This is a genomic window from Embleya sp. L77, from assembly GCF_055557415.1.
In genome coordinates this window covers 952,252-971,669 of the sequence record NZ_CM145710.1, presented here as the reverse complement: position 1 = coordinate 971,669, position 19,418 = coordinate 952,252, and the positions used below count along the sequence as shown (strand labels likewise).

18 protein-coding genes are annotated in these 19,418 nt (G+C 72.4%); 4 read left to right on the top strand and 14 right to left on the bottom strand.

The window, feature by feature from the left end:
- Positions 1-54 precede the first annotated feature (54 nt).
- Entirely contained in the window at positions 55-1,032 is a 978-nt protein-coding gene (locus ACZOOI_RS34310; RefSeq protein WP_465283459.1) for an aldo/keto reductase, read from the bottom strand.
- Between the two features lie 122 nt (positions 1,033-1,154).
- Here ACZOOI_RS34310 and ACZOOI_RS34305 point away from each other — a divergent pair, with 122 nt between their 5' ends.
- Both ACZOOI_RS34305 and ACZOOI_RS34300 read left to right on the top strand, forming a co-directional pair.
- On the top strand, positions 1,155-2,156 hold the full coding sequence (locus ACZOOI_RS34305) for a methyltransferase (RefSeq protein WP_465283458.1): 1,002 nt from the start codon (positions 1,155-1,157) through the stop codon (positions 2,154-2,156).
- Entirely contained in the window at positions 2,153-2,890 is a 738-nt protein-coding gene (locus ACZOOI_RS34300) for an SDR family NAD(P)-dependent oxidoreductase (RefSeq protein WP_465283457.1), read from the top strand. The genes ACZOOI_RS34305 and ACZOOI_RS34300 overlap by 4 nt, the downstream gene beginning before the upstream one ends.
- Positions 2,891-3,037: 147 nt before the next feature.
- On the opposite strand, the gene ACZOOI_RS34295 is transcribed toward ACZOOI_RS34300, so the two are convergent.
- From ACZOOI_RS34295 to ACZOOI_RS34270, 6 genes are all read right to left on the bottom strand, one after another.
- Positions 3,038-3,727, bottom strand: coding sequence for a GntR family transcriptional regulator (locus tag ACZOOI_RS34295; RefSeq protein WP_391583648.1), 690 nt, complete (start codon positions 3,725-3,727; stop codon positions 3,038-3,040).
- Positions 3,728-3,832: 105 nt separating this feature from the next.
- Positions 3,833-4,576, bottom strand: a complete 744-nt coding sequence (locus ACZOOI_RS34290; RefSeq protein WP_465283456.1) for an alpha/beta fold hydrolase — start codon at positions 4,574-4,576, stop codon at positions 3,833-3,835.
- 60 nt (positions 4,577-4,636) lie between these two features.
- Positions 4,637-5,758: a 3,4-dihydroxyphenylacetate 2,3-dioxygenase gene (hpaD, locus tag ACZOOI_RS34285; protein ID WP_465283455.1), complete on the bottom strand. Its 1,122-nt coding sequence runs from the start codon at positions 5,756-5,758 to the stop codon at positions 4,637-4,639.
- 127 nt (positions 5,759-5,885) lie between these two features.
- Complete coding sequence (gene hpaE / locus ACZOOI_RS34280) at positions 5,886-7,406, bottom strand: 5-carboxymethyl-2-hydroxymuconate semialdehyde dehydrogenase (protein WP_465283454.1); 1,521 nt, start codon at positions 7,404-7,406, stop codon at positions 5,886-5,888.
- Positions 7,403-8,344, bottom strand: a complete 942-nt coding sequence (gene dapA / locus ACZOOI_RS34275; RefSeq protein WP_465283453.1) for a 4-hydroxy-tetrahydrodipicolinate synthase — start codon at positions 8,342-8,344, stop codon at positions 7,403-7,405. The genes hpaE and dapA overlap by 4 nt, the downstream gene beginning before the upstream one ends.
- The gene (locus ACZOOI_RS34270) at positions 8,341-9,849 is read right to left on the bottom strand and encodes a fumarylacetoacetate hydrolase family protein (protein WP_465283452.1); all 1,509 of its coding nucleotides are present in this window, start codon (positions 9,847-9,849) and stop codon (positions 8,341-8,343) included. Before ACZOOI_RS34270 ends, dapA begins: the two co-directional genes overlap by 4 nt.
- A gap of 467 nt (positions 9,850-10,316) precedes the next feature.
- Here ACZOOI_RS34270 and ACZOOI_RS34265 point away from each other — a divergent pair, with 467 nt between their 5' ends.
- Positions 10,317-10,538, top strand: coding sequence for a hypothetical protein (locus tag ACZOOI_RS34265; RefSeq protein ID WP_465284099.1), 222 nt, complete (start codon positions 10,317-10,319; stop codon positions 10,536-10,538).
- A 15-nt stretch (positions 10,539-10,553) separates the two neighbouring features.
- Here the strand turns inward: ACZOOI_RS34265 and ACZOOI_RS34260 are convergent, their stop codons facing one another.
- Positions 10,554-11,792: an MFS transporter gene (locus tag ACZOOI_RS34260; protein ID WP_465283451.1), complete on the bottom strand. Its 1,239-nt coding sequence runs from the start codon at positions 11,790-11,792 to the stop codon at positions 10,554-10,556.
- 229 nt (positions 11,793-12,021) lie between these two features.
- Positions 12,022-12,330 (bottom strand): chaplin, encoded by a 309-nt coding sequence (locus ACZOOI_RS34255; protein WP_465283450.1) that lies wholly within the window; start codon positions 12,328-12,330, stop codon positions 12,022-12,024.
- A 187-nt stretch (positions 12,331-12,517) separates the two neighbouring features.
- Between ACZOOI_RS34255 and ACZOOI_RS34250 the strand changes: the two genes are divergently transcribed.
- Positions 12,518-13,732 carry a GNAT family N-acetyltransferase gene (locus tag ACZOOI_RS34250; RefSeq protein WP_465283449.1) on the top strand — a complete coding sequence of 405 codons (1,215 nt, stop codon included), beginning with the start codon at positions 12,518-12,520 and terminating at the stop codon, positions 13,730-13,732.
- A gap of 112 nt (positions 13,733-13,844) precedes the next feature.
- Here ACZOOI_RS34250 and ACZOOI_RS34245 read toward each other — a convergent pair whose 3' ends face one another.
- The 5 genes from ACZOOI_RS34245 to ACZOOI_RS34225 form a co-directional block, all read right to left on the bottom strand.
- Positions 13,845-15,098: a Gfo/Idh/MocA family protein gene (locus tag ACZOOI_RS34245; protein ID WP_465283448.1), complete on the bottom strand. Its 1,254-nt coding sequence runs from the start codon at positions 15,096-15,098 to the stop codon at positions 13,845-13,847.
- A gap of 4 nt (positions 15,099-15,102) precedes the next feature.
- A complete protein-coding gene (gene melA / locus ACZOOI_RS34240) occupies positions 15,103-16,413 on the bottom strand; it encodes an alpha-galactosidase (protein WP_465283447.1) in 1,311 nt (436 codons plus the stop codon).
- The gene (locus ACZOOI_RS34235) at positions 16,413-17,369 is read right to left on the bottom strand and encodes a carbohydrate kinase family protein (protein ID WP_465283446.1); all 957 of its coding nucleotides are present in this window, start codon (positions 17,367-17,369) and stop codon (positions 16,413-16,415) included. The genes melA and ACZOOI_RS34235 overlap by 1 nt, the downstream gene beginning before the upstream one ends.
- Before the next feature lie 189 nt (positions 17,370-17,558).
- The gene (locus tag ACZOOI_RS34230) at positions 17,559-18,455 is read right to left on the bottom strand and encodes a carbohydrate ABC transporter permease (protein WP_465283445.1); all 897 of its coding nucleotides are present in this window, start codon (positions 18,453-18,455) and stop codon (positions 17,559-17,561) included.
- Positions 18,452-19,402, bottom strand: a complete 951-nt coding sequence (locus ACZOOI_RS34225; protein WP_465283444.1) for a carbohydrate ABC transporter permease — start codon at positions 19,400-19,402, stop codon at positions 18,452-18,454. Before ACZOOI_RS34225 ends, ACZOOI_RS34230 begins: the two co-directional genes overlap by 4 nt.
- Positions 19,403-19,418: the final 16 nt, after the last annotated feature.

Here is a 19,418-nt window from a genome sequence, read left to right as displayed (position 1 = left end):
GCCCAAGCGTCGGCCGGGCCGAAGGGTGGCCTCGAACGCCGGTCGGGCCGGGATTCAGGCCCCCGAGCCGGCTGGGTCCGCCGTGTCGCGGTCGGACCATGCGGCGGACAGGGCGGTGCGAAGGGCCGAGCCGTGCCGGGTGAGCAGTTTCAGGGCCTTGAGGTTGTCGTGCCATTGGCTGAGCCGGCTGGCACCGAAGAGGACCGTGGCGACCGTGGGGTTGGCCAGGCAGAAGGCGATGCACACCTGGGCGGGTGTGGCGTCGAACTCGGCGGCGACGCGGGCGACCAGGGGGTGGGCGTCGCGGATGCGGTCGCGGATGTTGCCGGGGTCGGCGCCGATCTTGCGGTGCGGGTGCAGGTTGCCGGCCAGGATGCCGCCCTCCAGCACGTCGGACGCCTGCATGGCCAGGCCGTCGGCGAACAGTTCGGCGAAGGGTTCGCCCTCGGGCACCGTGCGTCGGGCCGGGCTGTACTTGAGCTGGGCGAAGGTCGGCGGCGTCAGCCCCTGTTCGGCGGCGAAGCGCCGGGCCCGCCACACGTCCCGGGCGGACCAGTTGTTGACGCCCCACGCGGTGAACCGGCCGGCCGCGATCTGCTCGGCGACGTCGCCGACCACGGCCGGGACGTCCAACTCGCCGAAGAAGTCGCCGACCACGACCAGGTCGGCCCGGTCGGTGCCGATCCGGTCGAGTGAGACGACCAGTTGCTCGGCGAAGCCCTTTTTCGGGTACTCCCACAACCACAACTTGCCGCACAGCAGGTAGTCCTCGCGGGCCACGCCCGCCTCGCGGATCGCCTGCCCGAAGATCAGGTCGGTGCGCGCGTTCTCCGCGTGCGGACCCATGTCGTAGTGCGCCACGTCGAAGAGTTCGACCCCGTGTGCGAGTGCGTCGCGGATCAACGCGACGGCGTCCGACATGCTCATCCTGTCCCAGGTGTTCCACGAGCCGAGGCCCAGCACGGGCACCTCGGGACCGTGCGCGCCGAGTCGACGACGGGGCACGGGACTGCCGGCGGGGGAGTGCGGCACGGATCCTCCTGGGAAGCGGCGATCGACCCGAATCGGCGGATCGCCATCGATCGCCATTGTTGACGGCATCGGTAATCATATAGCATTCCAGATACCAACTTCCTGTCCCGCGAGGAGATCCGATGTCAGTTCCCTCGGACGTCCAGGCCGAGGTCGGCCCCGATTCCATCGTCGATGTCGCGATCGGATACATGGCCGCCAAGCAGCTGTTCGCGGCCAACGAGGCGGGCCTGTTCGCGGCCCTGGCCGACGGTCGCGTGCCACTGGAAGAACTCGCGACCCGCACCGGACTGCCCACCCGGACCGCGCTCATCCTGGCCGACGCGATGGTCGCCCTTGGGCTGCTGGAGCGCGACGCGGACGGTTACGCCAACTCGCCCGCCACGCTGCGCCATCTCGGCGGGTCCGGGCAGGACGTGGACCTGCGTCCGTTCCTGAGCTTCCTGGACACCGTCAGCTACCCGCACTGGCTCGGCTTCGCCGAGACCTCGCGCACCGCGCGGCCGGCCCCGCTCGACCTGGGCGGCGACCGGCTCGGCGTCTTCCTCGGCGGCGTGATGACCTACAACGCGTTGCACGCGCGGATGTTGGCGCGGGCCTACGACTTCGGCGCGCACCGGCGGGTACTGGACCTGGCCGGTCTGTCCGGATCCTTCCTGGCCGAGGCGCTGCGGGCGCATCCCGAGTTGCGGGCGACCTTCGTGTCCGGCGGCGACCTGGTCGGCCACGCGGAGCAGACCTTGGCCGCGGCCGGCGTCGAGGAGCGGGTCGAGGTGGTCACCGCCGACCCGCTGACCGACGAGGTGCCCACCGGCTTCGACCTGGTGCTCCTGGAGCATGTCGTGCACCGCTTCGACGCCGAGCAGAACCGGCGGATCGTGGCGGCGGCGCGCAAGGCGGCCGAGCCCGGGGCCCGGCTGCTGCTGCTCGACTTCTTCCTGGAGCCGGACGGCACCCCGCGGCTGATCGACACTCTGCACGCGGGGGAGTACCTGGTCATCGACGGCACCACCGTCCACCCGCGCGGCGAGGTCGAGGGCTGGCTCGTCGAGGCCGGTTGGCAACCGGTGGACCTGCTCGAACTGCCGGGTAGCCCGCGGGTGATCGTGGCGGAGGCCCGATGAGCGCGGGCCGGGTCGTGGTGGTCACCGGTGGCGCGAGCGGCATCGGTGCGGCCGTCGCCCGCGCCTTCGCCGAGCACGGCGACCGGGTCGTGATCGCCGACCGGGACACCGACGCGGCCGAGCGGGTCGCCCGCGAACTCGACGGCGTCCCGGTCGCACTGGACATCACCGACCCCGCGTCGGTGGCCTCGGCCCTGGACCGGGTCGTCGCCGAGGTCGGCCCGCTCGCGGTGCTGGTCAACAACGCCGGGCTGGTCGCCGGCGCCGGGTTGCTCGTCGAACTGCCGATCGAGGTCTTCGACACCGTGGTCGCGGTCAACCTGCGCGGCACCTTCACCGTCACGGTCGCCGCCGCCCGGCGGATGATCGCCGAGGGCGCCGGCGGTGCCATCGTCAACATCAGCTCGATCGGCGCCCGCCAACCCACCGCGGGACTGGGGCACTACGAGGCCACCAAGGCGGCGGTGGACGCGCTCACCCGCACCGGCGCGATCGAACTGGCCCCGCACCGCATCCGGGTCAACGGCGTCGCACCCGGACCGGTGCACACCCCGATGACCGCCGGCCTGATGTCCGACCCGCAGGCCCGGCAGGCCTGGGAGGCGCGGATCCCGCTCGGCCGGATCGCGGTGCCCGAGGACGTCGCGCCGCTCGCGGTGTTCCTGGCCTCGCCGGCCGCGGCGCACATCACCGGCACGATCGTGCCGGTGGACGGCGGTCAGCTGCTGGTCTGACCGACGCCGGCGCAGCGGGGGTGGGTGACGCACGGCCCCGGAGTGGTCGGACGACACGAGGAAGGGCGGGCTCGACAGAGCCCGCCCTTCCTCGTGCGGCGAATGGCCTCGGGTGGCCCCGCGCGAGGCCCGTGTACCGCCGCGCCGCTACGGCGTCCCCGCCTTGGCCTGGTGCAGTGCGGCCGCGGTGGCGATCTTGTGCGCGCACGCCGCCTGTTCGATCACCCGCGGGTCGGCGCCCGCGCCGATCAGGTCGAGCAGATTCTCGTGCTCGCGCACCGAGGTGCGGGCCCGCCCGGGCACGTAGGTGAAGGTCGATCGGCGCATGTGGTCCAGCCGCGCCCACTCCGATTCGAGCAGCGCGTTCAGGTGCTTGTCGGGGCAATGCGCGTAGAGCGAGAAATGAAACTTGCGGTTGAGCGCGGTGAACGCGGTGGGATCGAAGTCCGCCAGCGCCTCGACCATGCGGTCGTTGATCGCCCGGGCCTCGGCGATGTTCGCGGCGCTCATCAGCGGCGCCGAGATCGCGGTCGCATAACCCTCCAGGCGGGCCAGCACGTTCAGCGAGTGCTCGACCTGCGAACGGTCGAAGACCGCCACCCGGGCGCCGACGTTGCGCACGATCTCCACCAGGCCGTCGGACTGGAGCCGGCGCACCGCCTCGCGCAGCGGGATGGTGCTGACCCCCGCCTCGCGGGCGAGTTGGTCGAACACCAGCCGGTATCCGGGCCCGTAGGTGCCGTCGAGGATGCGGCTGCGCAGCAGCTCGTAACACATCTCCGACTTGGACGCCTTGGCGGCCTTGCTCGCGGCGGTGGTTGCCTTTGCGGGACTCAACTACGGTCTCCTCAATCTGGGCCGGACACGGTCGCGGGCCGGGACGAGGTGTCCCGGCCCGGCGGGGTCCGGCGTGGTCCGGTGGGCGTGGTGCGCCGCGGCGGGTCAGCGGTCGAGGACCCGAACGGCCAATTCGCGGAAGAACGGGTTGGCCAGAACGCCGTGGTGGTCGCCGGCCATGGCGACCCGTTGGGACCCCGGGGCCAGCGGGAGCAGTTCCCCGGTGCCGTGCGTCATCGCGTCGTCGACGCCGACCACGAACCACGGCGGCGTGCCGCCCGCCCACGGCTTCGGCGCGAACGGCGTGCTGCGCAGGCCCTCGACACAGGTCACCAGACCGTCCGCGCGGGCACCCTCGGCGCGGATCATGCCCGCGATCATCCCGATGAGCGGATCGGCGGACGGGGCGGCCTCGTCGTGCACCGCCCGGCGCAGCTCCGCGACGTCCACGGCGGAGAACGGCTCGGTCGGGCTCAGCCCGCCGAGCAGCACCCGGCCGATCCGCTCCGGGGCCAGCTCGGCCAGTTGCCAGACCAGGCGGGCGCCGAGCGAGTACGCGACGACGTCGAACCGGTCCGCGTCGTACGCGTCGACCACGGCCAACAGGTCCTGTGCCGAGGCGATCGCGTCCACCTCCTCGGCGCTCGTCGGTGCGGGGCTGGCGCCGTGGCCGCGCAGGTCCGGCGCGAGTATGGTGCGGCCGGCTTCGAGCAGGGTCCGGACCATGCCCGTCTCCAGCCACGCGCGGCGCGCGCTGGAGCAGAACCCGTGCACGAGCAGCACCGGAGGCTGCTCGGAGCGCTCGGCGCTCGGGTAGGTGGTGACGGCGAGGGGCTGCCGCAGGCGCATCCTACTTCTCCAGTCAGCTATTTCGGATACGATTTCAGATCGTACACCAGGGGCGAATACTCAGAGCTGCGACCCGATCCGGAATCCGTCGCCGTCCGCGTCCCGCGCGAAGGAGAAGCCGTCGGCGCCGACCGTCACGTCCGCCTCGTGGTTCTCCTGCCGGGTGGACACCGGTTGCGGGCTTCCGGCCAGGTCCAGCACGGGGGATGCCTCCGCGTACCAGGACGGCACCACCGGGTTGCCCCACCAGTCCCGCCGCTGGTTGTCCCGCACGTCCCAGGACAGCACCGGGTGGTCGGGATCGCCCGTGTAGTAGTCGGTCGTGTAGATCTCCACCCGATGCAGGTCGGGATCGCGCACGTACACGTAGAACGCGTTGGACACCCCGTGCCGCCCCGGCCCGCGCTCGATGTGCGCGGACCGGCGGCGGGCGCCGAGCAGGTCGCACACGTGCAACACCTGGCCGCGCTCGTGCGTGCTGAACGCGATGTGGTGCAGCCTCGGTCCGTCGCCGCCGGTCAGCGCTATGTCGTGCACGGTGTCCTTGCGATGCAGCCAGGAGGCGTACAACGTCTCGTCCTCGCCACGGATGTCCTCGGTCACCCGAAAGCCCAGGTCGCGGTAGTAGCGCTCGGCCCGGGCCACGTCCGGCACCACGATGTTGAAGTGGTCCAGCCGGGCTATCGCGCCCGCGCCGTGCAGGTCGTAGCGCTGATGCAACCGCGGTACGTGCTCGGCCTCGTAGAAGAACTCCAACGGGAACCCCAGCGGGTCCAGCACCCGTACGGCCGGCCCGATGCCGCGGGTGGCGCCCGGCGCGCGGCGTTGCACCGGCACCCCCAGCGCCCGGTAGTAGCGCTCGGCCACGTCGACCTCCCGCGGCGCGCGCACCCGGTACGCCAGCGCGGCCAGCGCGCCGGCCGTACCCCGCCGCAACACCAGCGAATGGTGCAGGTACTCCTCGAAGGCGCGCAGATACACCGCGTCCTCGTCCTCGTGGGTGACCACCAGCCCGAGCAGGTCCACGTAGAACTCGCGGGACGCGTCCAGGTCGGTGACCACCAGCTCGGCGTACGCGGCGCGCACGATGTCCGGGCAGGGCAGCGCGCCCGGTTCGGGGGCGGGCGCCCCGGGACGGGTGGTGGGCACGGGCGGCAGGGGCGGAACGGACGAAGTCGGCATCGCACTCTCCTCCTGTTCGAGGCGCCGGATTCGGCCGGCGCGAGCGGACCCGGTCACCGGGGCCCGATCCGGAAACTAGCGCTCCGCCACGGGATCGGGCTACGGCCCGGCCGCGACGGACGCCACGTCACGCGGCACCGAACCGGGCGGTGTGCAGCGGCGCCATGGCCACGTGCACGGCCTGCTGCGACGTGTAGAAGTCGATCGAGCGGTAGCCGCCCTCGTGGCCGAGCCCCGAGGCCTTGATCCCGCCGAACGGGGTGCGCAGATCGCGCACGTTGTGCGAGTTGATCCACACCATGCCGGACTCGACGCTCTGCGCGACCCGGTGCGCCCGGCGCAGGTCGTTGGTCCACACGTAACCGGCCAGGCCGTAGCGGACCGCGTTGGCCAGCTCGATCGCCTCCGCCTCGTCCGCGAACGGGGTCAGCGCCACCACCGGCCCGAAGATCTCCTCCTGGAAGATCCGCGCGTCCGCCGGCACGTCGCAGAAGACGGTCGGCGCCAGATAGTTCCCCACCGGCAGGTGCGCGGGCCGGGTGCCGCCCGCGACCAGCCGCGCCTCGCGCCGGCCCACCTCCACGTACGCGAGCACCCGCTCGTAGTGCTCGGGATGCACCAGCGCGCCCACCTCGGTGGCCGGGTCCTGCGGCGGACCCACCACGATGCGCTCGGCCCGGGCGGCGAACCGCTCGACGAACTCGTCGTACACCGCCCGCTCCACCAGGATCCGCGAACCGGCCGTGCAGCGCTCGCCGTTGAGCGAGAACACGCCGAACAACGCGGCGTCGATCGCGTCGTCCAGGTCGGCGTCGGCGAACACGATCACCGGGGACTTGCCGCCGAGTTCCATCGACAGGCCCTTGAGGTGCCGGGCGGCGGAGCCGAAGATCGTCCGGCCCGTGGTGGTCTCGCCGGTGAACGAGATCAGCGGCACGTCCGGGTGCTCGACCAGGGCCGCGCCCGCCTGTTCGCCGAATCCGCCGACCAGGTTGAACACGCCCTGCGGCAGGCCCGCCTCGGTCAGGATGTCCGCCCACAAGGACGCGGACAGCGGGGTGAACTCGGCCGGCTTGAGCACCACCGTGCACCCGGCCGCCAGCGCCGGTGCCAGCTTCCACGACTCCAGCATGAACGGCGTGTTCCACGGCGTGATCAGGCCGGCGACGCCGATCGGCCGGCGGTTGACGTAGTTGAGCTGACGACCGGGCACCTTGTACGCCTCGTCGGTCTGACCGACGATCAGGTCCGCGAAGAAGCGGAAGTTCTCCGCGGCGCGCTGCGCCTGGCCCAGCGCCTGGGTGATCGGCAGGCCGGTGTCGAACGTCTCCAACTCGGCCAGTCGCGCGTCCCGGCGCTCGACCTCGTCGGCGATCCGGTTGAGCACCCCGGCCCGGTCCTTGGCCTGCATGTGCGGCCACGGGCCGGAGGTGAACGCGCGTCGGGCGGCGGTGACCGCGGCGTCCACGTCGGCCGCCTTGCCCGCCGCGGCGGTGGCGTAGGGCAGGTTGGACGCGGGCGCGCAGACCTCGAAGGTGGCGCCGTCCAGCGAGTCGACGTGTCGGCCGTCGATGAAGTGGCGCAGTCGGGTCGGCAGCGCGGTGGGCACCCCGGAATGCTCGACGGGCGTCGTCGTGGTGGTGCTCATATGGCTTCTTCTCCAAGGGCGGGGTCGGTCAGCAGGTCGAGCCGGCTCTGCGCGAGGGCGGTCACGCGCGCCCGGCCGCGTTCGGACAGCGGCAGCAGCGGCGGCCGGACGAAGTCGGAGCCGATCAGGCCGCGTTGGTGCATCAGCCACTTGGCGGGCGCCGGGTTGGTCTCCACGAACAGCAGGTCCACCAGCGGCTGGACCGCGTAGTGCAGTTCGCGGGCCCGGCCCAGGTCGCCCGCCTGGTAGGCCTCGTACATCTGCGCGACCGCGCTCGGTGCGATGTTGGCGAGGGCGGAGACGAAGCCCGCTCCGCCCAGGGTGAGTACCGGCAGGCACAACAGTTCGATGCCGGACCACACCAGCAGTTCCGGACCGGCGGCCTCGATCACCCGGGAGAAGTGCTCGAAGTCCTTGGTGGTCTCCTTGATGCCGACGATGTTCTCGTGCGCCCGGAACAGGCGGGCCACGGTCTGCGGATCGATCTCCACGGCGGTGCGGCTCGGCACGTTGTAGATCACCACGGGCAGGTCCGGATACTCGCTGGCGATCGTCGAGTACCAGGTGAACAGCGCCTCCTGGGTGGGGCGGGCGTAGTACGGCGTGATGATCAGCACCGCGTCGGCGCCCGCGTCCCGGGCGATCCCGGTCAGTTCCAGGGTCTCGTCCAGCTTGGTCGACCCGGTGCCCGGCAGGAACGGCACCCGGTCGTCGATCTCGGCGGCGACCACCCGGATCGCCTCGGCCCGCTCGGCGAGGGTCTGCGCGGACGGCTCACCGGTGGAGCCGCCGAGCGAGATGCCGTGCGAGCCGGCCGCGACCTGCCAGCGGACCAGGCGGCGCAGCGCGGCGGCGTCGACCGCGCCCGCCGCGGTGAAGGGGGTGACCAGCGGCGCGATCGAGCCGCAGATCAGGGACGGGTCGGCGCGGTACTTCATCGGTGCTCCTCGCGAGTGGTGGTCGGGGCGGTGCTTGCGGCGACGGGGTCGGGCGCGGTCGCGGCCCACGCGCGGTAGGCGAGCTCCCAGGCCGGGCCCAGCGGGTACAGCCCGGCCAACCCGGCGCCGGCGGCGACCTGTTCGGCGATGAACCGCTCGCGGGACTCCTGCTCCTCGGCGGCCCGGACGACCTCGGCGACCAGGCCGGGCGGGATCACCACGGCGCCGTCGTCGTCGGCGACCACGATGTCGCCGACCTGTACGGTGGCGCCGCCGCACGCGATCGTGACGTCGGTGTCCCAGGGCACGTGCCGGCGGCCGAGCACGGCGGGATGCGCGCCGGCGGCCAGCACGGGCAGGCCCAGTGCGGCCACGGCGGCGCTGTCGCGCACGGCGCCGTCGGTGATGATGCCCGCGGCGCCCAGGGTCTTGGCGCGCAGCGCGAGGATGTCGCCCAGGGTGCCGGCGACGGCCGTGCCGCGGGCCTCCATCACCAGGACCTGGCCCGGTTCGAGCGAGTCGACGGCACGTTTTTGCGCGTTGAAGCCGCCGCCGTGGGCGGCGAACAGGTCTTGGCGGAACGGGACGAAGCGCAGCGTGCGGGCGGTACCGACCAGGCGGGTGCCCGGGGTGAGGGCGCGCACGCCGTCGATGCTGACGGTGTCGAAGCCGCGGGCACGCAGTTGCACGCTCAGCGTGGCCACGGCGACGCGGGCGAGCCGGGTGCGCAGGTCGTCGGTGAGCACGACGGGGGCGCCGGCCCCGCCGGCGTCGGCTTCCTCGGGTCGGGTGCCGGTGGCGTCCGCGCGGGTGGCCGGGTCGATCCTGGGCGGGGAACCCCAGGCGGGGAGTTCGGGGCCGGTGAGCACGTCGGTGCGCAGCCGGCCGGTGCTGTGGCGGGGGTGGTCGAGGCTGTCCACCTCGACCTCGATCCGCTGTCCGATCTCGGCCACCGAGGCGCCGGCGGGGGTGCCGGTCAGGATGACGTCGCCGACTTCGAGGGTGAGCAGCCGGGACAGGTCCGCGATCAGTTCGGCGAAGCCGAACAGGAGCGTCGCGGTGGTGTCCTCCTGGACCAACTCGCCGTCCAGCCACGTGCGTACGCGCAGCGCCTCGGGGCGCAGGTCGGCTGCGGGCAGCAGGGTCGGCCCCAGCGGGGTGAAGCCGTCGCCGCCCTTGGCCCGGACGTTGGAGCCGCGGTCCGCGTAGCGCAGGTCGTACAGGCCCAGGTCGTTGGCCGCGGTCACCCAGCCGACGTGCGCCCAGGCCCGGGCGGGGGACACGCGGCGGGCGGTGCGGCCGATCACGAGCGCGATCTCGCCCTCGAAGCCCAGCAGTTCGACGCCGGCCGGCCGCTCGACCGGGCCGGATCCGGTGAGCGAGCTGCTCGGTTTGAGAAAATACGAGGCGTGGTCGGGGACGCGCCCGCGTTGTTGCGCGCGGGAGCGGTAGTTCAGGTGCACGGCCAGCACCTTGCCGGGTCGCCGCCCCGTCGCTACGGTCACCGCGTCGTGCGTCACTCGCCACCCCTTTGCGCCTCGGATCAGCGATGCCATCTCGGAACGTATATGATTCCGGATAGAATAATAGAGGTGATCTCGGTTCCACTGTCAACCACCGCGGCGGCCACGCTCGTTCGCGGGGCGTGCGGGTGGGGATGTGCGGGCGAGGGCATGCAGGTGCGGCGGGCGAGGCGCACGGGCTTCAGGCACGTGGGGCGGCGCGCGGAGGCAGGACACGGGGGCGAGGGGGTGCGGGCGGGGCAGGTGGGCGAGGTGGCGCGGGCGGGCGGAGGCACGCGGTCCCCGGTGCCCGGCTGCCTGCCCGACGGCGTCGGCGCCCGGTGCGGGTCGGCTGCGCAGTGGCCGGGTAACGATCACGCGTGACCGGCACCCGCGTGCCGACGCTGGTTCGGGTGGCCGCACCGATACGGTCGTCTCGCGTCACCGCCGAGCAGAACGAGGAGATCCACGTGGCTGTCGACCCCAGCGATCCGGAAACGTTCCAGGAAGAGGACGACGACGCGACGGAACTCGCCGCGGAAACGCCCGAAGCGGACGCCGCCGAGCAGCACATCGACGTCCGTCGGGATCGCGACGCACCACTGACACGCGTCGACCCGGACGCCGCCGACGAGGGCGACGCGGTCGAACAGGCCCGGGTCGTCGAACTGGACGAGGACGACTACCGGTAGTTTCCGCCCGGCGCCTCAGGGGAGATTCGCGGCCGGCTCCGCCGGTTTCGGGGGCGGTGCGTGCTCGCGGCGCGGGAGCAGCAAGGGGGTGGCCAGAAGGAGCACTCCGGCGGCTGCGATCGCGCCGCGAGGGCCGACGACCGCGGCCAGCAGGCCCCAAGCCGCGGTGAGCGCCGCGATGGCGGCGCTCGCGCTGACCGACCAGGCGGTCAGGGTGCGGGCGATCCGGTCCGGGTCGGTGTGTTCGAGCCGGTGGGTGGCCAGCACCGGGTTGAACAGGCCGCAGCAGGTCACCAAGCCGAGTTGGATGGTGACGACCAGGACGATGCCGGGGACGCCGGGTTGCACGAACGCCAGTCCGAGGGGCCAGCACGCGCGCAGCGTCCCGGCGGTGCGAAGCACCCTGTGCCGCCCGAACCGCGCCACCAGCGGGGGCGCGAGGCGGGCACCGAGCAGGCCGCCGATGCAGGGGGACGCGAACACGAGACCGTACTGCCAGGGTGCGTATCCGAGATCGCGCAACAAGAGCACGGCCATCAGCGGTTCGGAGGCCATGATCAGGCCGTTGACCACGATCGTGTTGAGGAACAGCGGGCGCAACACGGGGTGGGCGAGGATGTGGCGCCACCCCTCGGGCAGATCGCGTGCCCGCAACCGCGGTGCGGCCGTCCGTGGTTCCGACCCGCCGATGGAGCGGATGCCCAGCGCCGAGAGCAGATAGCTGACCGCATCGGCGAGCACGGTCGTCACCGGGCCGAACAACGTGATCGCCGCCCCGCCGAGCGGTGGTCCGACCGTGATCGCGGTCCACGTCGTGGACTCGAATCGGCTGTTCGCGACGAGCAGGTCCGCCGGCGGCACGAGCGTCTTCAGATACGCACCGGCCGCCGCCTTGAAGGCGATGTCGGCCGCGGCGACGACGACGGATACGACGAGGAGTTGGGCGAAGCTCAGCAGCCCGAGCGCGAACGCGGCGGGGATGCTCAGCAACGCCGCGAACCGGATCAGGTCCATCGCCACCATGACCGGCCGTTTGCGACGGAACTCCACCCACGGGCCGAGCGGTACCGCCACCAGGGCCCCCACCGCGCGCCCCGCCGCGGCCAGCACCGCCACCTGGGCCGGCCCGGAGTCCAGCACGAGCACCGCGATCAGCGGAAACGCGCCGAAGCCGAGCGAGGTGCCGTACGCGCTGACGGCATACGCGGCCCACAACCGCCCGAACCGCCGCCCCAGCGCCCGCCGACCCGCCATCCCCAACGCACCCCTCGCCGAGCCCGAACCCGCTGACCACCGGCATCAAAGCGAGTGACGGACGGCGAGAGCAAACAACCGATCGGCCACGAAGACACAACCATGGGTTGTACCCCATGCGTCCGTGGTCGTCGGCGGGGTCCGGGACAACGATCGGGGCTCCGCGGACACACACGCGGAGCCCCGAATACCCGGTCGGGGAGGAGGGCCGAACCGGGGGCCTGGCGGATCAGCCGTGGTGGCCGCCGTCCATGTCCGTGCCGTGGTGGCCGGCCTTGAGGTCGTCGTCGTGGTCGCCGTCGAGGTTGGCGCAGAAGTTCCCGAACGTCGGGTTGATGAAGCCGGCCACGTCGATGGTGTTGCCGCAGAAGTTGATCGGGATGTGGATCGGGACCTGGACGTCCAGGCCGGAGACCACGCCGGGGGAGCCCACCGCGGCGCCCTCGGCCTCGGCGGCGGCACTCGCGGCACCCGCGCCGGCCATGACCAGGGCGGCGGTGCCCGCGGCCAGCACGGTTGCCTTGTCGAACGAGCTCACTGGGGTTCTCCGTATCGACCCTCGCGCCGCCCGGATGGGGGGCGTTCCCGCTGTGCAACGAGGCCGAACGCCCCGGGCAACCGGTCGGTGTCGATGTTCACCCGAACGCGGGGGCAGCCTTGCCGCGTCGGGTCACGGGTGTCCCGAAACCCGATGGCGATGCCGACCGGGCCCGGCTAGCGTCACGATGGTGAGCCTCGACATCCGGGAGATCCCCGAAGAACACCTGGACCAGATCTTGGATCTCGCCGACCTGGCCTTCCACGAGAAGGATTCGGACGAGAAACGCGAGCGCTACCGCGACGTGTTGAGCAGATGCGACCGCATCGGGGCGTACGACGACGACACCCTGGTCGGCCAGGTCGCCGCACACCGCTTCGCATTGTCCGTGCCCGGCACCGAACTGCCCTGCGCCGGGCTGGACTTCGTGGCCGTCGCGCCCACCCACCGGCGCCGCGGGCTGCTGGCCCGGATGATGGCCGAGCAGTGGCGCCGGTGCGCCGCGGCCGGCCAGGCGCTGTCCTGTCTGTGGGCCTCCGAGAACGCGATCTACGGCCGCTTCGGCTACGCCCCCGGAACCGAGGGCTACACCGTCGAGATCGACAGCCGACGCCCGCTCGCCCTGCGCATCACCCCGGACCCGCGCCCGCTGCGGCTGATCGACGCGGCCAAGGCGCCGCCCGTGCTCGATCCCGTGTACGAGGCGGCGCGCGCGCTGCGCCCGGGCCGCTTCGCCCGGGACGAGGCGTGGTGGGCCAAGCACGTGCTGGACTCCGACGACGATGACGACGACGAGGGGCCGGCCCGGATCGTCGTGCTCGGCGAGCCCGGTGCCCCCGTGGCCGGCTACGCCGTCTACCACGTCGCGGCCGGCACGCCGCGGGTGGTCGAGGTGCGCGAACTGGAGGCCGACAGCGCCCAGGTGGCCGCCGCGCTGTGGGACTACCTCGCCTCGATCGACCTGACCGGCAAGGTGGTGGCCTGGATCCGGCCGTTGGACGATCCGCTGCTGCTGTTCGCGGCCGATCGGGACCAGGTGCGGGTCACCAAGCAGTTCCCGGCGTTGTGGATCCGCCTGGTGGACGTGCCCACCGCGCTTACCGCGCGCTCGTGGGCGGCACCCGTCGACGTGGTCCTTCGGGTCCGCGACCGGGGAGTGCCCGCCAACGACGGCAGGTTCCGCCTGACCGCCGACCCCGACGGCGCGACCTGCACGCCGACCGAGGCACCGGCCGAACTCACCCTGGACGTACGCGAACTGGCGGCCGGCTACCTCGGCGGCACCCCGGTCGTCCGCCTGGTGGCGGCCGGACTCGTCGTGGAGCACACGCCGGGCGCGGCGGCCCGCCTGGACGCCGCGCTGCGCACGGACCTGTTGCCGTTCGCCCACGAGGACTACTGAGCACCGGCGCCCACCCGCCACCGGGATCGCGAGTGCGCGCGAGCGGTGCGCCCCGGGTCGCCCGGCCGGCCCGAAGCGGCCGGGCGGACCCGGGGCCTCGGCGATCCCCTCGTCAGAGGCTCGCCGCGGGGCCCGGGGGTGGACCGGGCGGCTCGTTCTGGTGCGCCGCGAAGTAGCGCACCAGGTCCGGGTCGAGCGGCGGGACCACGGTGCGCACGCCGCCCGCGCGCAGCGAGGTGGTGGCGGCGACTCCCGCGGCCACCGCCTCGCGGGCGGCGACCGGCGAGGTGCGGGTGGGCCCGCCGTCGACCGCGAAGCGCAGGAACTCCGCGACCAGGGTCCGGTCCGCGCCGCCGTGCAGGCCGCCGCCGGGCACGGACTCGCTGCGGTCGGCATCCGCCCGGTATCCGGAACGGCGCAGGTTCCACAGCTTGATCGAGGGGTGGTCGTCCTCCAGGCCGTCGCCGAAGTTCTCCAGCCGGCCCTCGTCCCCGATGACGGTGTAGTTGCGCCAGTAGTCGGGCGTGAAGTGGCACTGCTGGTAGCTGGCCAGGACGCCGTTGTCGAGGCGGGTGAGCATCATGCTGATGTCCTCCACGTCGACGATCGGGTTGAGCCCGGTCACCGCCGTCGGAGGCCAGACCTCGGGCGCGAAACCGTCCTGGGCCCATGCCTGCTCCTCGACCCGGCCCGCCGCGTCCCGGCCGACGCCGGCGAGCACCGGCTCGCGCCGCGGATTACCGCCGTAGACCGCCAGGTCGCCCAGCGCGACCACGTCCCGCGAGTAGCCGCCGGCCAACCAGTGGATCACGTCCAGGTCGTGTGCGCCCTTTTGGAGCAACAGGCCGGTGGTCCGCGCGCGTTCGGCGTGCCAGTCCTTGAAGTAGAAGTCGCCGCCGTGCCCGACGAAGTGCCGGCACCACACCGATCGCACCCGGCCGATCGCGCCTTCGTCGATCAACTCGCGCATCCGCCGCAACATCGGCAGGTGCCGCAGGTTGTGCCCGACGTACAGCCGGGTCCGCGACTGTCGGGCGGTGCGCAGCAGCCGGTCGCAGTCGGACACCGTGATGGCCAGTGGTTTCTCCACGAAGACCGGCACGCCGGCGGCCAGGAAGAACACGCCGGGCTCGACGTGTCGATCGTCGGGGGTGAGCACGAAGACCGCGTCGAGCCGGTCGTCGAGCATGCGTCGATAGTCGCTGTGCACGGCGACGTCCGGGCCGAACAGATCGACGGCGTCGGCCCGTCCGCGCGCGGCGGGGTCGGCGCAGGAGACCACCCGCGACCGACCCGGCCGATGCGCCTCCACGGCCAGGGCGGCGCGCTGCCCGACCCCGACGACGCCCACGCGTAGCTCGTCCATCGGGTCAGTTCCCGAGCGTGGCCCGCAGCGCGGGCTGGAGCAGGTCGCCGTGGGCGCGGGCCATGTCGTCGCACAGGTCCCAGATGCGCTCGACCGGCAGCGCGGCGGCGGTGGCCGGGTCGGCCATCGCGGCGTGCCGGACGTGCCGCGGGTCGTCCTCCAGGGCGGCGCGCACGACCAGGTCGTTCGTGCTCAGGTAGGCACGGTTGAGCGCGGCGCACTGCGCGGGCAGCGCGCCGACCCGGGTGGGCTGTACGCCCAACGCATCCACCAGGCACGGGACTTCGACGACGCCGTCGGCGGGCAGGTTGTCGATCAGCCCGTGGTTGGGCACGTTGCCGTAGACCGTGCGCGGGGTGCCGGTGACGATGCTGTGGATGATCTGCGGCGCGTACTCCATGGTGGACTCGACCGGGACCGGCTCGCCCGCGGCCAGCGCCCGGCGGGTCTGCTCGTAGGCGGCCATGTTCTCGTCCACGATGCCGAGGTAGGCGCCCACCGGCAGGCGCAGCCGGGCGATCTCGCTGTCGTGGCCCAGGTACCAGGGCACGTACTCGCTGGAGTGCTCGCTGGTCTCGGTCGGGTAGTAGCCGAGCCGGCGGTACATGTCCACCCGGACCCGACGCCGCAGTTCGGCGTCCTCGGCGATCAGCGCGTCCAGCTTCGGGTACAGGTCGGCGCCGTTGTGTTCGAAGCGCAGCACCCAGGCCTGGTGGTTGACGCCGGCGGCGCGGTAGTCGACCTCCTCGTACGGGACCCCGACCAGATCCGCGAGGCCCTGCATGGTCCAGTAGACCGAATGGCACAGGCCCACCACCCGGGTCAGGCCGGTGGCGCGGGTGAGGTAGCCGACGTTCATCGCCATCGGGTTGGTGTAGTTCAGCAGCCAGGCGTTCGGGCAGATCTCGGCGATGTCCTCGCCGAGCGCCCGCAGGACCGGGAAGGTGCGCAGGGCCCGGAAGATGCCGCCGATGCCGAGGGTGTCGCCGATGGTCTGGCGCAGGCCGTGGCGGGCGGGCACCTCGAAGTCGACGCGGGTGGCCTCGCGCATGCCGACCTGGATGATGTTGATCACGAAGTCGGCGCCGACGAGTGCCTCGCGGCGGTCGAGGTGGGTGCTGATGTGCGGGTCCGCGCCGCGTTCGGCGGCGATCAGGCGCGCCGCGCCCTGCGCGGTGGCCAGCCGCTCCGGGTCGATGTCGTGCAGTGCGATGTGCGCCTGCCGCAACTCCGGGAAGGCGAACAGGTCGGCGAGCAGCCCCTGGGTGAACACGACGCTGCCGGCGCCGACGAAGACGATCTTGGTGCGGGTCATCACTGGTTCTTTCCGTTGCGGGCGAGGGCTGCGACAGCCTCGTCCCAGGTGGGTTGGGCCGGCGTGCCGCCGTGCGCCCGGGTGGACAGGGCTCCGCACGCGGCTGCGAATTCGAGGGCCCGGGCGGGTGATTCGCCGCCGAGCAGTGCGGCCAGGTAACCGGCGTCGAAGCTGTCGCCGGCGCCGACCGTGTCCAGCGGCCGGGCCGGGATGCCGCGGGTGCGCAGCACCGTGCGGCCGTCGTGGGCGAACGCGCCCTCGCCGCCGTTCTTGACCACCACCGTCGGGCCGTGGGCGGCCAGTTGCGCGGCGGCGTCCTCGGGGGTGCCGGTGGTCGGCAGGGCCAGCGCCATCGCCTCCTGGGCGTTGGGCAGCAGGATGTCGACGACGGGCAGGACGGCGGCGATCCCGGCGGGATCCCAGCGGCCGGTCGGATCGTCGTTGGTGTCCAGCGAGGTGCCGGCGCCGTGCGCTCGGGCGACGCCGAGCAACTCGGGCAGGGCTGCGGCGAGTTCGGGCATCAGGAAGTAGGAGGCGGCGTGTACGTGTCTGCTGTGCGTGAGCAACTCCTCGGGTACGTCGTCGGGTCCGGTGTCGGCCAGCGTGCCGGCGGCGGTGAGGATCGCGCGGTCGCCGTCGCTGCGGGTGAGCACCGTGGTCAGCGGCGTCGCCGACCGCGCGTCCGTGCGCAGCGCGGCAGTGTGCACGCCCCGGGCGGTCAGCGCGGCACGCACGAAGCGGCCTGCGTCGTCGTCGCCGACCCGGCCGGCGATGGCCACGCGCAGTCCCAGTCGGGCCGCGCCGCACGCGGTGATCGCGGCGGATCCGCCGAGGGTGAGCAGGCCGGTGGACACGAGGTGTTCGCGTTGCCCGAAGGCCGGCGGCTCGTCGAGGGGACCGAGGACGACGTCGGGATTGGCGTCGCCGATGACGAGAAGGTCGAAGGTGTGCGGCATCGGGCTTCCTGGGTGCGGGTGGTGCCGGCGAACTGCCGGGCCGGTCTGCGGCGCGGTCGAGCGCACCGATCGGTCAGCGGTGGTCGTTCGGGTCGGGTCGGACGGCGGCGCGGGTCGGATGGCGACGCGGATTGGATGGCGGCGCCGTCGGGCGGGTGTCCCCGGGAGGATCGAACTCCGCTGACACCGCTATCCCTTGAGCCCGCTGGAGGTGATGGACTGGATGAACGCCTTCTGTGCGCCCAGGAAGGCCAGCAGGACCGGGAGCACGGTGATCACGTTGCCCGCCATCACGGCCGACCACTGGGTGTGGTGCTGCCCCTGGAAGGTGGTCAGGCCCAGTTGCAGGGTGTACCGGGTGTCGTGGTTGATCGCGATCAGCGGCCAGGTCAGGTCGTTCCAGGTGGTCAGGAAGGTGAGCACGGCGACGGTGCTCAGTGCGGGCCGGGACAGTGGCAGCACGATCAGGATCAGCACCCGCAGCCGGGAACAGCCGTCGATCCAGGCGGCCTCCTCCAGTTCCCGGGGCAGCGACAGGAAGAACTGCCGGAGCATGAACACCGCGAACGGCGTCACCAGGGAGGGGATGATCAGCGCACCCAGCGTGTCGATCAGCCCGAGCCGCTTCATGATCAGGAACGTCGGGATCATGGTGAGCTGGAACGGGATCGCCATCGTGGCCAGCATCGCCACCATCAGCGCCCGCGAACCCGCGAACCGCATCCTGGCGAACGCGTAGCCGCCCAACGCCCCGAAGACCAGATTGGAGGCCACCGCGACCGCCGAGACGATCAGCGAGTTCATGAACCAGCGCGGGAACATCGCGTTGCCCAACACGTAGCGGTAGCCGCCCAGGTGGATCCCCGAGGGCCACAACGCGGGTGGGAACCGGTTGATCTCCGCGTTGGTCATCACCGAGCTGAGCGCGAGCCACACCAGCGGCAGCGCGAACAGCAGGGACAGCGGCGCGAGCAGCAGATGCCAGGGGCTGAACGGCAGCAGGCGGTGCCGGCGCGAGCCCGGCGTCGGGCGCGCATCGCTGCGCGGACGGGCAGCCTGCACGGGTGCGGCGGTGGTCGTGGTCATCGTGCGGCCCCCTCGACGGCGGCGGGCTTGCGACCGCGTACGAACCGCATGCCCACTCCGATCACCGACAGGGCGACGGCGAGCACGTAGGCGGCTGCCGCGCCGTAGCCGGCGGTGAAGTTCTTGAACGCCTGCTCCCAGATGAAGTAGACGATGACGGTGGTCGAGCCCAACGGCCCGCCTTTGGTGGTCACATAGACCAGGTCGAAGACCTGCAGCGCGTTGATCGTCTGCCAGAGCAGCAGGAAGACGGTGACCGGCGTGAGCGTGGGCAGCACCACGTGGCGCAGCAGTTGCCATCGCCCGGCGCCGTCGAGGCGGGCCGCCTCCAGCAGCGAGGGCGGCACGTCCTGGAGTGCCGCGAGGTAGATCACCACGCAGAACCCGGTCCCGCTCCACACCGAGATGGCCACCAGCACCAGCAGGGCCTGCCCGGGGTCGGTGAGAAAGCCCTGCCGGCCGATCCCCAGTGCGTGCAGGACCGAGTTGGCCGCGCCGAACTCCGGGTCCAGGATGAAGGAGAACAGCACCCCCTGGGCCGTCGCCGAGATGATGAACGGCACGAAGATCAGCGTGCGGTACACGCCCACCAGTCGGATCCGCCGGTTCAACACCAGGGCCAGGAACAGCCCGAAGGCCATGCTCAGCGGCACGTACAACACCGTGTACAGCAGCGTGTTGCGCACGGCCTGGCCGAAGTGCGGGTCCTGGGTCAGCGCGTCGTAGTTGGCCAGGCCGACCCAGCGGCTGGGGGTGACCAGGTCGTCGGCCCGGAAGGAGAGCAGCAGCGACCAGACGAACGGCACCACGCTCAGACCCAGGATGACCACGACGGCCGGAAGGATGTACGCCCACGCGGTTGCCGACTCGCGCCGGCGTCCGCGGCGCAGGGTGCGCCGTTGTCGATCCTGGTCGGAGAGCGTGAGTGGAGCGGGCAGTGACGACATGAGAGGGCTCCTCAAC

Coding starts and splice junctions, on each gene's coding strand:
- ACZOOI_RS34260 (WP_465283451.1), bottom strand. CDS start 11,792: ATGGCGGGTCGGCGGGCGCTGGGGCGGCGGTTCGGGCGGTTGTGGGCC.
- ACZOOI_RS34290 (WP_465283456.1), bottom strand. CDS start 4,576: ATGCGCCTGCGGCAGCCCCTCGCCGTCACCACCTACCCGAGCGCCGAG.
- ACZOOI_RS34245 (WP_465283448.1), bottom strand. CDS start 15,098: ATGGACGAGCTACGCGTGGGCGTCGTCGGGGTCGGGCAGCGCGCCGCC.
- melA (WP_465283447.1), bottom strand. CDS start 16,413: ATGACCCGCACCAAGATCGTCTTCGTCGGCGCCGGCAGCGTCGTGTTC.
- ACZOOI_RS34250 (WP_465283449.1), top strand. CDS start 12,518: ATGGTGAGCCTCGACATCCGGGAGATCCCCGAAGAACACCTGGACCAG.
- hpaD (WP_465283455.1), bottom strand. CDS start 5,758: ATGCCGACTTCGTCCGTTCCGCCCCTGCCGCCCGTGCCCACCACCCGT.
- dapA (WP_465283453.1), bottom strand. CDS start 8,344: ATGAAGTACCGCGCCGACCCGTCCCTGATCTGCGGCTCGATCGCGCCG.
- ACZOOI_RS34235 (WP_465283446.1), bottom strand. CDS start 17,369: ATGCCGCACACCTTCGACCTTCTCGTCATCGGCGACGCCAATCCCGAC.
- hpaE (WP_465283454.1), bottom strand. CDS start 7,406: ATGAGCACCACCACGACGACGCCCGTCGAGCATTCCGGGGTGCCCACC.
- ACZOOI_RS34305 (WP_465283458.1), top strand. CDS start 1,155: ATGTCAGTTCCCTCGGACGTCCAGGCCGAGGTCGGCCCCGATTCCATC.
- ACZOOI_RS34230 (WP_465283445.1), bottom strand. CDS start 18,455: ATGACCACGACCACCGCCGCACCCGTGCAGGCTGCCCGTCCGCGCAGC.
- ACZOOI_RS34300 (WP_465283457.1), top strand. CDS start 2,153: ATGAGCGCGGGCCGGGTCGTGGTGGTCACCGGTGGCGCGAGCGGCATC.
- ACZOOI_RS34225 (WP_465283444.1), bottom strand. CDS start 19,402: ATGTCGTCACTGCCCGCTCCACTCACGCTCTCCGACCAGGATCGACAA.